Consider the following 14009-nt stretch of genomic DNA (forward strand, 5'->3'; position numbering starts at 1 on the left):
TTTCAAACAGTCTCGGAAGAAGAGCTTGATCTAATTATAAAAAAGGTAAATCATCGACCAAGAAAGTGCCTCGACTACCGGACACCCCATGAAGTCTTTTATCAAGCTTCACGTGGTGCACTTACAATATGAATTCACCAAAAACTATTATATAAATTAGTACTTTATTCATTTTATGTGGTCCTCTTCTTGCTGATGTAATTCTTTTATTATCTCTCTAAATATCTCTTGTTTACTCGTTTTTGTATCATATACGCTTCTTGCACGATACAGTTCTCCTTCATTACTAGCCAGGGGAAATTCCCAGGATATTGCATCCACAAACTCTTTTGAAAGATCAAGATACGATTCTATAAATTGTATATGGCCATTATGAGCATAGGTTTTTTTAAACCTTTCCATCTTAAAGATAATATCCTTACCCCACTTAAAGTCGGTTCGCATCTCATCGTCATACTCAGGGAACCGATAAATAGCTTTGCTATTCCACGCCACGTATCCCTTCTTATAAACAATCACTTCAGGAGGGGTGATGGAAGGCCTCAGTAATGACACTCCTGGAATTTTAAATTTCCCCTCCTTGTCAGTTACCGCTTCCTGGATCGCGTATGTCTCTGTATGTGAAAGCCCAATCCCTACGGTTACAAACCATTCAGCATGGACAATCGCGCCTTCTATGGGCGTTTTTGATTCATCATCAATGACAATTCCGGTAAGAGGCCCTGAACAGCCGGAAACAAAAAGCATGATTGTTGTTAGTACTACAAAGATAACTTTAGTCATCGTCAGTACTCCTTTACCTCCCAGAATCCGTTTTCATCTTTCAGGGCAATTCCAGGAACAGGATACTTAATTATAAAAAAACTAGAAAAACTATGGTGTCAGACCTACACAATTTACAATCCCAGCCTTGCTCCCATCTTTCTAACGCGCGTTCCCAGCTCTTTATCTCGTTCCATCTCCTGCTCGAACCGGCTGCTCGTCTGTGATACCGCCGATTCCTTTATCCCAAATTGCTTGCCTATCTCCTTCAGTGTGGCTCCGCTGTATTTATGACAAAGATAGATGCCTGCTTTTCTGGATAACCTGTAGTTTGCCGCCAGAGTTTCCGCCACCGTGATGATCGCATCCAGTGTGGGCCTGTAATTCTAGGGACAGGATACTTAATTATTGTTCCTTCAGTTCTGGCCGCGTCTTTTGCAAACATGACAAATACCAAAACACACCCCTTTCCTCTTCTACATCACAAAAAACAACTTTTCAATGCAATTTCAAAGTGTTAAAAAAATTAACACTCCGTGACCGCCCTTCCCATCCTGCCGTTTTCACATAAGAAAACACAGAAATTGAACAGCATAATTCCCTCAACTGTTTCATTTCGATACAAACATTTTTGATTGTGACGCGGATTACACGGGGAAGCGGCTTCCAAAAGACAACAAACAACGCAGGAGAGTCCAACGCAGGACGCAAAAAAGCCAGGCTTTTGGCCTGGCTTGTGCGCTCTAAATGGAGCGGGAAACGGGATTCGAACCCGCGACTTCAACCTTGGCAAGGTTGCACTCTACCACTGAGTTATTCCCGCTTGGTGAGTTTTGTTTTCTACCAAAATCAGGCCCGTGTGTCAACATTTTTTGTACAATTTTTTTCAATGTAACCACAAACCCCTTTCCGTCAGGCCCCCGGCGCACCGGTAACTGCCCGGTAAACCTCGGCCAGACGGGCGCCCCTGGCCTGCCAGGCGTGGTCCTTGACCGCCTTGGCCCGGACCCGTTCCCCCCGCCCCTTCAACCCGTCCCGGTCCGCCAGCAGGTCCGCGATGCGGGCGGCGAAGGCGGTGGTATCCCCCAGGGGCGCATAGACGCCGGTATCCCCCAGGATCTCCCGGTTGACCGGGGTGTCGAAGACCACCACCGGCAGGGCGCAGGCCATGTAGTTGAAGAGCTTGCCGTTGGCCTCGGTCAACGACAGCTTGGGGGACACGGCCAGGTCCGCCGCCGAGAGAAAGAGCGGCGCCTCCCGGTAGTCCACCTTGCCGGTGAAGGTGATCATGTCGCCGATCCCCCGCGCCTCGGCCGCGGCCCGGTAGCGCTCCACGGGGAAGCCCATGATGAGGAAGCGGGCTCGCACCCCCTGGGCCTTCAGGAGCGCTATGGCGTCCAAGAGCAGGTCCGTGCCCTGGTAAGCGCTCATGAGGCCCAGGTAGGCCACCACAGGCTCTTCCAGGGCGATCCCGAGCCTATTTCGCGCCTCCTGCCGGTCATGGGGGCGGAACTGGTCCGTATCCACGCCGTCGATGACCGAAACGAGGCGTTCGGGGGCCACCCCCCAATTTTTCGTCAGATCGGCGTACCCGGCGCTGGAACTGGTGACGATCCGGTCGGCACAATTGTTGATAAACCGCTCGGCCCAGCGGAAGATGCGGGCCGCGCGGGAGTCGGCCTGGAAAAAGCCGTGGTCGATGCATTCGCCGCTGAGACTCCCCTGGTAGTCGAAGATCAGGGGGGCGCGGGTCACGAGCTTGAGCAGCCAGCCGATGGCGGCCCCTTCGTGCAGGTGGGCGTGGATGACCTGGGGGCGGAAGCGGAGGCTGAAGGCTGTGGCCTTGCCGAGCAGCAGGAGGTCGAGGTAGAGCTTGTGACAGGAGGGGCCGGCTTCCAGGCGGTTGTACCACGGTATCCGCGGGATGCGCACTACCGGGATACCGAGCAGGTCCCGGCCGATGTGGTAGGTGACGATGCGCACGTCGTGGCCCAGGGCGCGGAGAGCGCGGGCTTCCTCGTAGATGCGCACATGGCAGCCCCGATCCGCGAAATAGGGGGTCGGCGCCACCATGAGGATCCTCAGCCCGCCATCAGCCAAGGTTGACTCGGTCCCGGATCACGTAGATCGGCTTGCCCTGGGATTCGAAGTAGGTCCGGGCGTTCAGTTCCCCCAGAAGGCCCAGGACGATGAACTGGACCCCCATGAAGAGCAGGAAGGCGGTGAGGATCAGGAGCGGGTTGCGGTTCATGCTCATGTTGTCGAAGATCTTCATGTACAGGGTCGTGCCGCCCGAGAGGCAGCCGGCCAGCAGGGTGTAGATCCCCCACTTGCCGAAGAGTTGGATCGGCTTGGTGGAGTAGGCCATGAGGAACTTGACCGTCATCAGGTCCAGCACCACCCGCAGGGTGCGGGAGATGCCGTACTTGCTCGTGCCGTACAGGCGCGGGCGGTGGTTGACCGGCAGTTCCGCGACCTTTGCCCCCACCTGGGAGGCCAGGGCCGGCACGAAGCGGTGCATCTCGCCGTAGAGGTTGATGCCGTCCAGCACCTCGCGGCGGTAGGCCTTGAGGGTGCAGCCGTAGTCGTGCAGGTGCACGCCGGTCAGCCGGGAGATGAGGGCGTTGGCCAGCAGGGAGGGTATCTTGCGGGTGATGAAGGTGTCCTTGCGGTCCTTGCGCCACCCGGAGACCACGTCGTACCCCTCGTGGAGCTTCGCCAGGAGGCGGGGGATGTCGGCCGGGTCGTTCTGGAGGTCGCCGTCCATGGGGATGATGACCGCCCCCTTGGCCGCGTCGAAGCCGGCGGCCATGGCGGCGGTCTGGCCGAAGTTGCGGCGGAAGCGCAGGAGCTTCACCCGCTGGTCCTGGGCGGCAATCTCCTTCAACAGCGTGAACGAGCTATCGCTCGAACCGTCATCCACAAAGATGGTCTCGTATTCCAGGGAGGTCCGGGCCAGGGCGTCACGAATGCTTTCGTAGAGCGCCGCCACGTTCTCCTCCTCGTTGTAGATCGGCACGACAATGCTCAACTCCATACTCACCGTGTCCCCCTTGTATCCAAGCGTTCTGAAATAGTCATACTGCGGCGGCTGGCGGGTCGTTCAGCCCCTTCACCTGCCGCAGGGTCACCTCACCCCCCGGCTTGGGCCGCCTGCCGAGCAGGGCGCCCAGCGCCCCCCACCAGAGGCCGGCCCCATAGGCCAAGTGGATGATGGCGTAGATGAGCGGCAGCCGCGGGAACATCCCCAGGCTGCGCGCCCGGGCCGCCTCCCCGGCGGAAACGGCCAGGAGCAGGAGCCCGTAGCAGGCCAGGGGCAGCCGGAACAGCGACCCCGGGAAAAGCGGCACGAGCAAGGCGTAGGCCAGGAACAGGGCCGGCAGCAGGCTGACCGGCCGGACGCGCCTGCTGATGAGCGTCTGTTCGGCCCTGCCCCGGCCGTAGTTCAAAAACTGGCGGCAGAGCAGGCGCCAGGTCGGCCGCTGGCTGCGAAAGACCGCCAGACGCGGATCGTGGATCAGCCCCTCCCCGGCATGCTGCATCCGGTCCAGGAGTTCGTTTTCCTCGTTGGGATAGAGCCGTTCGTCCAGGCCGCCGAAAGCGAGGAATCGCTCCCGGCGAAAGCTCAGGTTGCACAGGATCAGCTCGCTGTCGTTGGTCAGGCGCGCCTCCCCCTGCGCCCGGTAGCGGTTGCGCATCCCGCCGCCGCCCAAGGCCGAGGCCAGGGCCGTGCCGATGCTCCGTTGCAGGATGGAGTCGCTGGCCGGGGTGAGGGACGGGCCGCCCACGGCCGTCACGCGAGGGCTCTCGAAGTGCCCGGCGACCACGGTGAGATAATCGGGGGCGGTGAGGGAGTCGTCGTCCAGGAAACAGACGATCTCCCCCTGGGCCTGGGCCACCGCAGTATTCCTCTGGCGGCTCGGGCTGTATCCCTCGGCCACGATGATCTCATAGCGGTCACGCGGGTACTCCACCGCCGCCAGCCGCTGGGCGGCCGTTACGCTGAAACCCGGCTTGACCGGAATAATGATGGAAATGGTTGGTTTGTTCATAAAAAAGCCGGGAATTACTTCCCGGCTCATATAATCACAGTCGCTGGACAAAATCACCAAAAATGTTGCCGAAACAACACAATGGCGGTTTTACAGGTTGTTTAAAAACGTTATGAGGAAGGCCGGATGCCAGGCGCCCGGAACGGAGCGGCCGAGGCATAACAATCAGTTAGCCGAGGTCGTGAGTACCGCGCAACGCCGCAGACGGCTCTCCGCAATAGTTTTTCAACAACCTGCTACATCTTTGAGCTGCCGTAGCTGTGCAGCCCGGACAGAAACAGGTTGACCCCCAGGTAGCAGAAGATGGTGGCCGCGAACCCGATGATGGAGAGCCAGGCGGCGCGCTTGCCGACCCAGCCGCGGGTGAAGCGGGCGTGGAGGAACGCGGCGTACACGAACCAGACGATGAGGGACCAGGTTTCCTTGGGGTCCCAGCTCCAGTAGGTGCCCCAGGCGTAGTTGGCCCAGGCCGCGCCGGTGATGATCCCCAGGGTCAACAGCGGGAAGCCGATCATGATCGCCCGGTAGTTCAGGTCGTCGAGCACCCGGATAGGGGGGAACATGCCCATGAGGCCGCCGGCTGCGCCGCCCCCGCTCTCTTCGCTCTTGGCCTTGACCAGGTACATGATGGAGATGCCGCAGGCCACGGCGAAGGCCGCATAGCCTAAGAAGCAGGTGACGACGTGGTACAGGAGCCAGTTACTCTGAAGCGCCGGGACGAGCGGCTCGATGCCGCTGTGCATGCCGAGCTGGGCCCAAGCCATGCCCAACAGGGCAAAGGGGACCACGAAAGCGCCGACGATACGGTATTTGTACTTCAACTCGATGAACATGTAGATGAGGATGATGGTCCAGGAGAAGAAGACCACCGATTCGTACAGGTTGGAGAGCGGCGCATGGCCGTACCCCATGTCGTAGGACTCTTTCCAGCGCAGGGCGATGGCCAGGGTCTGGACGGCGAAGCCGGCATAGGCCAGCAGGCTGCCGGTCAGGCCGATGGCTTTGTTCTTGCTGGCGAGGAAAGCGAAGAAGACAACCATGGACGCCATGTAGGCGAGCGTTGTCACGTTGAAGAGCAGTGAACTTGTCATAAACTAGGTAACCTCCGCTAGATTTTCAGGTTTTTAAACTTGTCGGACAGCTCTTCGAACTGCATCTGGAATGCTGCCTGGTTCTTGCTGGCGTTGCCGTACATGCGGGCATACCCCTTGGAGACGACGATCCAGACCCGTTTGTGAGACATGAAGAAGGCGATGAATAGGCCGCACACCATCAGGGTGCACCCCAGCCAGACCACCCAGACGCCCGGGTCCTTGGCCACCTGGAGGCCGGTGTACATCTTGGCGTTGGAGCCTTCGTACACGACCTGCAACGCGTCGCCCCGCTGGGCATTGGCATCGGGGAAGTCCTTGAACACGATATAGGTCTGGGGAACCCCGCCCTTCTGAGTTACCTCGATCCTGGCAGCCGGCCCGGAAAAATTGGGCATGAACTGGCGGATATCCGGGGTCGTCTCCAACAGCTTGAAGGTGGTGCCGTCCTTCAGGACGGTCGCCTGCCCATCCCGCAGGGTGAGGTGGTCGCTAAAACCGCCCGCGCGCGCCTGCACCGAGAAGCTGTGGTCGCTGCTCTCCGTGGCCTGGCCGTAACTGGACTGGTAAAAGGTGAACCCCTTGTAGGAGAGCGGTTCGTTCACCACGACCCGGACATTGGTGAGCCCCTTGACCGGCTGGCCGTTTTCCAGGACCGTCAGGATGCTCTTGAACTCCTTGGGCGCGCCGGAGTCGTAGAAGGTGACGTTGAACTTCTCGCAGCGGACTTCAAACCCCAGGGGGATCTCGGCGCCGCTGTTGGCCTGGATGCTCGATATCCCGGTGCCCTCGACGATGGCGGCAAACCCTTTATATCCGAACAGCGATCCGAGGATGGCGCCGACGAAGATCACGAGGATGCTCAGGTGGACGACATACACCCCCAGGCGGCACCAGGCGTTCTTCTGGGCAAAGAGATGGTATTCACCGTCCTGCTCAGTCACGACCGGAGCACCGAACTCCTTGCCGAGAAACTCCGCCAGGGCCTCGCGTCCCTTGTCGAGCGACGCCGTAATCTTGAGATCCTGCTTCAGGGAAAAGCCGTTGCGCTGACTTTCGCCCAGTACCAGGTTCGGTTCGCTGATAAATTTGAAGACGTGCGGCAGACGTTTGATGGAACAGCAGATCAGATTGACGCTGAAGACGTACAGCAGCAGAATGAACCACCAACTGTGGTACATGTCGAAAAAGCCGAGCTTGGAATATATTTGGAGCTTTACGGGGCTGATCGAGGCCACGTACTCCGGCGGCAGTTTACCCTGGGGCAGGATCGTGCCGATGATGGAGGTAAGGGCCAGGGAGATCAGCAGGGAAATGGTGAGTTTGAGTGAACAGAAAAAATCCCAAAGTGCCTGAGCGAAGCTGCGGTTGGTGGTTGCCAATGGTCTCTCCCGATCATGATGTCAACGGCCCGCCGCCCCGGGCGGCAGGCTTGATGCAGGTAACTTTAGCGCAAGAACAATAAAAAATGTACTCTTTTTTTTCGGAATCGTTCCGATTTACACCCCTGAGCATAAAAAAAGAGGGATAACAACAGGCTAGCGTTATCCCTCTCAAAGCTACGTTAAAACGATACGATCCGGGTGATTACTTGTGGCACTCTTTGCAGCTCGTGGGGCCTTTTTTGCCTTCGGCGTGGCAGCCTTTACAGTTTTTGTGAGCCCATTCCTTGCCGAAGCCTTCGATCTTGCCCGGTTTTGTTTCATGGCACTTTTTGCAGTTGCCGACAGCGGCAACGTGGGCCTTGTGGGGGAACTTCACTCCTTTTTTCATCTCGATGAATTCAGGAGCGGCAAAGGCGGTGCCCGCAAACGCGACCAGGGCAAACAGCGCAACAACAACTTTTTTCATTTTATTCCTCCTTGGGAAAATGGTAAAAAACTCGCTAAAACTACTACATGGCAAAAAAGGATGTCAAGCAAAAAGCCCTCCGGCTCACGCTTCCCGGCCCGCCGCCTGCAGGGCGGCGTCCTTGCGTTCCACCTCGTCTTCCATCTCGCGGCGGTACTCTTTCAGCGCTCCGGCAAGCCGCCCATCGTTCAGGGCCAGCATCTGGACGACGAACAGCCCGGCGTTCTTGGCCCCGGCCTTGCCGATGGCCATGGTGGCCACCGGAATCCCCCCCGGCATCTGCACCGTGGAGTAGAGGGCATCCACGCCGTTCAACGCCCCGCCCGGCATGGGCACGCCGATCACCGGCAGGATGGTCTTGGCGGCCACGACCCCCGCCAGGTGGGCGGCCATCCCGGCTCCGGCGATGATCGCCTCGATGCCCCGCCCGGCAGCTTCCGAGGCTAGGGCCATGGCCTTGGCCGGGGAGCGGTGGGCCGAGGCGATATGCATCTCATAGGGGATGCCGAATCTCTGAAGCACCTCGCCGGCCGCCTGCATGACCGGCAGGTCGGAATCGCTCCCCATGATGAGCAGGACTTTTGGTGAATCTGTCATTATATTCCTCCAGAATCCAATAAATGCTTTACGCCATAGGACTCATGAGCCCTATGGGACTTATACGTCCTATACGACCTATGGGTTCTATGACTCATCCGCGGTTGAGCGCCTTTTTCCCGATGTCGGTGCGGTACTGGACCCCCTGCCAGGTGATCCGCCCGACCCCCTGGTAGGCCCGTTCAATGGCCTGCTGCACCGTTGCCCCCAGGGCGGTGACCCCCAGGACCCGGCCGCCGCTGGTGACGCACGCGCCGCCTTTGGCTGCGGTGCCCGCATGGAAGACAACCACGTCGTCCAACTCGGCCGCCTTGTCCAGGCCGCTGATTGCGTCCCCCTTGCGGTAATCGCCCGGATACCCCTCGCTGGCCATGACCACGCAGACCGCCGCCTTGTCGTGCCATTCGATGGTGCGTCCCGCCAGGTTCCCTTCGGCCACGGCCATCAACACCGGCACGATGTCGGACTTCATGCGCATCAGGAGCGGCTGGCACTCCGGGTCCCCGAAACGGGCGTTGAACTCCAGGGTCTTGACCCGGCCGTCCTTCACCATCAGCCCCGCGTAGAGCACGCCGCGATAGGGGCGTCCCTCGGCCGCCATGCCGTCCACCGTCCGGCGGAGCACCTCGGCCATGGCCGTGTCGTGCACCGCCCGGGTCACCACCGGCGCGGGGGAATAGGCCCCCATCCCCCCGGTATTGGGGCCCTTGTCACCGTCGAAGACCGCCTTGTGGTCCTGGGCGCTGGCCAGGGGGATGATGTTCGTACCATCGGTGATCGCCAGGAAGGAAGCCTCCTCCCCGGTGAGGAACTCCTCGATGACCACCCGGGAGCCGGCGCTGCCGAAGGCGTTGCCGCTCAACATATCCCTCACGGCCCCCACCGCCTCGTCACGGGTCTGGGCGATGATGACCCCCTTGCCGGCGGCCAGGCCGTCGGCCTTGACCACGATCGGCACCCCGGTCCGGTCGATGAACGCCTCGGCCGGACCGACCTCGGTAAAGACCCCGTAGGCCGCGGTCGGGACGCCGTATTTCTGCATCAGATCCTTGGAGAACGCCTTGCTGGCCTCGATGATGGCGGCGTTCTTCCGGGGGCCGAAGACCTTGAGGCCATGTTCCTCGAACAGATCCACGATACCCAGGGAGAGCGGTTGTTCCGGCCCCACCACCGTGAGGCCAATCCCCTCGGCCTGGGCAAAGGCGAGCAGCTTGTCCAGTTCGTCCACCCGGATGGGGAGATTCTCGGCCAACGCGCCGATCCCCGGATTGCCGGGGGCGCAGAACACCTTCGTCACCAGCGGCGACTGGGCGATCTTCCATACCAGCGCATGCTCCCTGCCTCCGCCGCCAACTACTAGAACTTTCATATGGTTACACCTCTATTCAAATTCAGGATGAGAGATGAGGGATGAGTCCTCATCATTCACCAGATAAGCTACCGAAAAACTCAGGCTGTTCAAAAATAGTCAGATCGTCGCACCCGCAGAAAGACCCGCGGAGGCGTAGCAACGCTACGCCGCACAAGGTGGCTTTCGAGGACGGCGGCGAGATGGCTGTTTTTCAACAGCCTGTTAGTGCCTGAAGTGGCGCATGCCGGTGAACACCATGGCTATCCCGTGCTCGTTGGCCGCTTTGATGACCTCCTCGTCGCGCACGCTCCCGCCCGGCTGGATGACGGCCGTGACCCCGGCCTCCGCTGCGGCGTCCACCCCGTCCCGGAACGGGAAAAAGGCGTCGGAGGCCAGCACCGTGCCCTGGGTCGGCAACAGGGCCTTCTGTACGGCGATCTTGGAGGAATCGACCCGGGACATCTGGCCGGCCCCGATCCCCACGGTCTGGTCACGGTTGGTAAAGACGATGGCATTGGACTTGACATGCTTGCAGACCCGCCAGGCAAAATCGAGGGATGCGTACTCCGAGGCGGTCGGGGTGCGCTCGGTCACCACGCGGCAGTCGGTCGCCCGCACCATTCCCCGGTCACGCCCCTGGACCAGCAGGCCCCCCACCACCTTCTTGAGGTCGTACCCCCGGACATCGTACTCTCCCAGGAGCGGTATCTGCATCACCCGCACGTTCTTCTTGGCCTTGAAGATCTCCAGAGCCTCGTCGCTGTAGCCGGGGGCGATGACCGCCTCCAGGAAGGTGGAAGCCAGTTCCCGGGCGATGTCCGCATCCACCTGGCGGTTGAAACCGACGATGCCGCCGTAGGCCGAAACCGGGTCGCATTCCCGCGCCTTGAGGTAGGCGCTCAGCGGGGTATCGGACAGGGCCACGCCGCAGGGGTTGGTGTGCTTGATGATGACCGCCGCGCTCTGTTCGAACTCCTTGACCGTCTCTATGGCGGCATCCAGGTCGATGATATTATTGAAAGAAAGCTCCTTGCCCTGCAACTGCACGGCGTTGGAGACGCACGGTTCGGTAATGTCCTTTTCCACGTAGAAGGCGGCCGACTGCTGGGGGTTCTCGCCGTAGCGCAGGTCCTGGGCCTTTTTGACCTGGATGGTGAAGGTGGCCGGGTATTCCTGGGGCTCCTCGCCGAGGCGCGCCCCCAGGTAATTGGAGATGGCGCCGTCGTAGGCGGCGGTGTGTTGGAAGACCTTGACCGCCAGGCCGTAGTTGGTTGCCGGAGAGACGGCCCCCTTGGACTCCTTCATCTCTTTCAGGACCGTGGCGTAATCGGCGCAGTCCACGATCACGGTCACGTCCGGGTAGTTTTTGGCGGCCGAGCGGAGCATGGTGGGGCCGCCGATATCGATATTCTCGATGGCGTCCGCCAGCAGGCACCCCGGTTTGGCCACGGTGGCCTCGAAGGGGTACAGGTTGACCACCACCATGTCGATGTTCTCAATGCCGTGCTCCTTCATCATGGCCACATGGGCCGGGTTGCTGCGCATGCCGAGCAGTCCGCCGTGCACCTTGGGGTGCAGGGTCTTGACCCGGCCGTCCAGCATCTCCGGAAACCCGGTGAACTCGGACACGTCCTTGACGGTCAGCCCCGCCTCGCGCAACAGCTTGGCCGTGCCGCCGGTGGAGAGGATCTCCACCCCGTAGTCGGCCAGTTGCTTGGAGAATTCGATGATGCCGCTCTTGTCGGAAACGCTGATGAGCGCCCTGGTGATCTTAGCCATGGTACCTGCTCCTTCTCTATCGTTATTGGTAATCGTAGAGGAAAACATCTAACATCTGCCACGGAGACACAGAGACACAGAGAACGTCAAAAGCCAAAACGATTCAGGACAAAAATCCTGGTTTTCTCTGAGTCTCTGTGTCTCTGTGGCAGAATTTAAGACTGTATCTTTTTTTGTGATTACGGGTACGGGAAGTCTATCTGTTTCATGAACATGGTCTCGAACAGCGGCGTACCCGAGAGCGGCACCACCCGGAACCGTGTGCCGAGCCGTTCCACGGATTCGAAGCCGTCGTGCGCCGCCAGGGCCCGTTCGACACCGGCCAGCGCCCCTTCGGGGGTAAACCTTGATTTTTGTACCATGCCTGCATCAAAAATTCCAATGGTTTTAAGCCATGATGGGCGCAAAACGGCACCGAAGGAACCGGTCAGAAACACATCCCGCAGGCCCGGAAAAGGTATACCGGAACGCTCGGCCAGCACCTCCATGCCGGCCCGGATGGCCCCCTTTGCCAACTGGATCTGGCGGATGTCCCGCTGGGTGAGGAGTAACAGCCCACGGGCGTCCCGGTGGATCACAAAGGCGCTCTCCCCCTCCTGTTCGATCACCCGCTGCCCCAGGTTCGAGGGGATCTCGGCGCTGGTGCGCAGCCTCCCCCCCGCTTCCAGAACCCCGCAGGCCAAAAGTTCCGTGACCAGTTCAATGGCGGCCGAGCCGCAGATGCCCACCGGCTCCCGGTTGCCCAGGGTGGCGATCTTGACCCGCTCCCCCTCGATGCGGATGGAGGTGATGGCCCCCGGCAGGGCGGCCATGCCGCAGGAGAGGTTGCCCCCTTCGAAGGCCGGTCCGGCGGCGGCCGAGGTGGCCCAGATGGTGTCGCCCGCGGTCAGGGCCATCTCGCCGTTGGTACCCATGTCCAGGCAGAGGGCGGCCTCCCCCGGTTGGACGCCGTAGAGGAAAGCGACCGTGTCCCCCCCCACGAAGCCGCCCGGCATGGGGAACAGATAGACCTGGGCCGCGCCGTCCCACTCCAGGTCGGCCGCCGTCACCCGCTTGCCGCCGGTGAACAGGGGGCGGTAGGGGGGAAAGGCCAGCGTCTTCACCGGCAGCTTCAGCAGCAGGTGCTGCATGGCCGGATTTCCGGCGATGGCAACCTGTTTCACGTCGCCCCACGGGACGCCGCTACCGGTGCAGAGTTCATGGGCCAGGCGCAGCAGTTCGGCGCGGATCAGGGTCGCCATCCCCTGCAACGCCTCCTCCGAATTGACCGCCGCTGCCAGGCGCGACACCACGTCGGCCCCGAACCGGCGCTGTGGATTCATGCTGCCGGTCATGGCCAGCCGTTTGCCGGTGGCGCGATCCATGAGCGAAGCGGCCAGGGTGGTGGTCCCCAGGTCCATGGCAAGGGCGTAGCCGGGCATCAGACTATCTCGATGGGATGGGATTGCCGAGGCAACACCAGGCCGACCTGGCGGGCAAAGATGCCGCGCTCCCCGGCCTGGGCCAGGAACCGGGCCGCATCGTCAGGCGCCAGGGCGACGAGGAGCCCGCCGGAGGTCTGGGGGTCGAAGAGCGGCAGCAGCGCTTCGTCGCGGGAGTCCCGGCCGCTCACCAGGGGGGCGTAGTGGTCCCGATTGCGGTAGCAGCCGGCCGGCACCATGCCGTCGCTCGCCAACCCGGTCACGCCGGACATGAGGGGGATGGCGTCGAGCCGCAGGCGGACGGTTACCCCGGCCCCGCGGGCCATCTCGCTGCAATGGCCGATCAGGCCGAAGCCGGTAACGTCGGTGGCGGCGGAGGCGTGGCACTCCCGCATCAGCTCCGCGCCGGCCCGGTTGGAGATGGTCATCCAGGTCACGGCGTCGGTCACCGCCCCATCAGGGGCCATCTCCCCCTTGACGGCGGTGGCGATGATGCCGCTGCCCAGGGGCTTGGTCAGGATCAACTGATCCCCCGGCCGGGCGGTGGAGTTGCGGATAATGGCGGCGGGATCGACCAGGCCGGTCACGGAGAGGCCGTACTTCAACTCGTCGTCCTCCACCGTATGTCCCCCCACCAGGCAGACCCCGGCCTCTTTCAGCACACTGTTCCCCCCGGCCAGGATTTCTCCCAAGATCTCACCCGGCAGGGAGCAGGCGGGAAAAAACACCAGGTTCATGGCGGTCACCGGGCGAGCGCCCATGGCATACACATCGGAAATGGCGTTGGTGGCGGCGACGCGACCAAAGGTAAAGGGATCGTCCACGGGAGGGGTGATGATATCGGCCGTCTCCACCAGGGCGCACTCCGGCGCAATCTTGTAGACCCCGGCGTCGTCGGAGGTTTCGGGACCTACAAGCAGGTTTTCGTCGCGGTAATCCCAAAGCCCGTCCAGGGCTTTCGCCAAGCCCGCAGGGCCCAGTTTCGCGGCTCAACCGGCGGCTTTTACCAGTTGCGTCAGCTTGATCATAACCATCCTTTATTTGTGAAACGTGAACTGTGAATGGTGAATAGTTTTTGTCCATTCACTATTCACCATTCACAGTT

General features: G+C 60.8%; 12 protein-coding genes, 1 tRNA gene and 1 pseudogene. 1 reads left to right on the plus strand and 13 read right to left on the minus strand.

Annotated features, from left to right (window positions below):
* Positions 1-132, plus strand: a pseudogene (locus F6V25_RS17535) (IS30 family transposase); the annotation flags it as partial.
* Between the two features lie 36 nt (positions 133-168).
* Here the strand turns inward: F6V25_RS17535 and F6V25_RS13455 are convergent.
* The 13 genes from F6V25_RS13455 to selD form a co-directional block, all read right to left on the minus strand.
* Complete coding sequence (locus tag F6V25_RS13455) at positions 169-783, minus strand: carboxypeptidase-like regulatory domain-containing protein (RefSeq protein ID WP_151129064.1); 615 nt, start codon at positions 781-783, stop codon at positions 169-171.
* Between the two features lie 727 nt (positions 784-1510).
* A tRNA-Gly gene (locus tag F6V25_RS13465) sits at positions 1511-1585 on the minus strand.
* 89 nt (positions 1586-1674) lie between these two features.
* Positions 1675-2862 carry a glycosyltransferase gene (locus F6V25_RS13470; RefSeq protein WP_246167044.1) on the minus strand — a complete coding sequence of 396 codons (1188 nt, stop codon included), beginning with the start codon at positions 2860-2862 and terminating at the stop codon, positions 1675-1677.
* Positions 2855-3799, minus strand: a complete 945-nt coding sequence (locus F6V25_RS13475) for a glycosyltransferase family 2 protein (protein WP_151129065.1) — start codon at positions 3797-3799, stop codon at positions 2855-2857. The genes F6V25_RS13470 and F6V25_RS13475 overlap by 8 nt, the downstream gene beginning before the upstream one ends.
* Positions 3800-3839: 40 nt before the next feature.
* Positions 3840-4814 carry a glycosyltransferase gene (locus F6V25_RS13480; RefSeq protein ID WP_151129066.1) on the minus strand — a complete coding sequence of 325 codons (975 nt, stop codon included), beginning with the start codon at positions 4812-4814 and terminating at the stop codon, positions 3840-3842.
* 236 nt (positions 4815-5050) lie between these two features.
* A complete protein-coding gene (ccsB, locus tag F6V25_RS13485; RefSeq protein WP_151129067.1) occupies positions 5051-5905 on the minus strand; it encodes a c-type cytochrome biogenesis protein CcsB in 855 nt (284 codons plus the stop codon).
* 17 nt (positions 5906-5922) lie between these two features.
* Complete coding sequence (gene resB / locus F6V25_RS13490) at positions 5923-7287, minus strand: cytochrome c biogenesis protein ResB (protein ID WP_151129068.1); 1365 nt, start codon at positions 7285-7287, stop codon at positions 5923-5925.
* Between the two features lie 205 nt (positions 7288-7492).
* Positions 7493-7756: a cytochrome c3 family protein gene (locus F6V25_RS13495; RefSeq protein ID WP_149308663.1), complete on the minus strand. Its 264-nt coding sequence runs from the start codon at positions 7754-7756 to the stop codon at positions 7493-7495.
* Between the two features lie 84 nt (positions 7757-7840).
* Complete coding sequence (gene purE, locus F6V25_RS13500) at positions 7841-8353, minus strand: 5-(carboxyamino)imidazole ribonucleotide mutase (protein ID WP_151129069.1); 513 nt, start codon at positions 8351-8353, stop codon at positions 7841-7843.
* Positions 8354-8447: 94 nt separating this feature from the next.
* Positions 8448-9722 carry a phosphoribosylamine--glycine ligase gene (gene purD, locus F6V25_RS13505; RefSeq protein ID WP_151129070.1) on the minus strand — a complete coding sequence of 425 codons (1275 nt, stop codon included), beginning with the start codon at positions 9720-9722 and terminating at the stop codon, positions 8448-8450.
* 204 nt (positions 9723-9926) lie between these two features.
* Positions 9927-11483, minus strand: coding sequence for a bifunctional phosphoribosylaminoimidazolecarboxamide formyltransferase/IMP cyclohydrolase (purH, locus tag F6V25_RS13510; RefSeq protein WP_151129071.1), 1557 nt, complete (start codon positions 11481-11483; stop codon positions 9927-9929).
* 179 nt (positions 11484-11662) lie between these two features.
* Positions 11663-12904 (minus strand): ASKHA domain-containing protein, encoded by a 1242-nt coding sequence (locus F6V25_RS13515; protein WP_151129072.1) that lies wholly within the window; start codon positions 12902-12904, stop codon positions 11663-11665.
* On the minus strand, positions 12904-13932 hold the full coding sequence (gene selD / locus F6V25_RS13520; RefSeq protein WP_151129073.1) for a selenide, water dikinase SelD: 1029 nt from the start codon (positions 13930-13932) through the stop codon (positions 12904-12906). Before selD ends, F6V25_RS13515 begins: the two co-directional genes overlap by 1 nt.
* Between the last annotated feature and the right edge of the window lie 77 nt (positions 13933-14009).

Source organism: Oryzomonas japonica (assembly GCF_008802365.1).
Taxonomy (GTDB): Bacteria; Desulfobacterota; Desulfuromonadia; order Geobacterales; family Pseudopelobacteraceae; genus Oryzomonas; species Oryzomonas japonica.

Bases quoted from the DNA above. Each gene is read 5' to 3' on its own strand.
- F6V25_RS13495 (WP_149308663.1), bottom strand. From the start codon at position 7,756: ATGAAAAAAGTTGTTGTTGCGCTGTTTGCCCTGGTCGCGTTTGCGGGC.
- ccsB (WP_151129067.1), bottom strand. From the start codon at position 5,905: ATGACAAGTTCACTGCTCTTCAACGTGACAACGCTCGCCTACATGGCG.
- purH (WP_151129071.1), bottom strand. From the start codon at position 11,483: ATGGCTAAGATCACCAGGGCGCTCATCAGCGTTTCCGACAAGAGCGGC.
- purE (WP_151129069.1), bottom strand. From the start codon at position 8,353: ATGACAGATTCACCAAAAGTCCTGCTCATCATGGGGAGCGATTCCGAC.
- F6V25_RS13515 (WP_151129072.1), bottom strand. From the start codon at position 12,904: ATGCCCGGCTACGCCCTTGCCATGGACCTGGGGACCACCACCCTGGCC.
- F6V25_RS13480 (WP_151129066.1), bottom strand. From the start codon at position 4,814: ATGAACAAACCAACCATTTCCATCATTATTCCGGTCAAGCCGGGTTTC.
- F6V25_RS13475 (WP_151129065.1), bottom strand. From the start codon at position 3,799: ATGGAGTTGAGCATTGTCGTGCCGATCTACAACGAGGAGGAGAACGTG.
- F6V25_RS13455 (WP_151129064.1), bottom strand. From the start codon at position 783: ATGACTAAAGTTATCTTTGTAGTACTAACAACAATCATGCTTTTTGTT.
- purD (WP_151129070.1), bottom strand. From the start codon at position 9,722: ATGAAAGTTCTAGTAGTTGGCGGCGGAGGCAGGGAGCATGCGCTGGTA.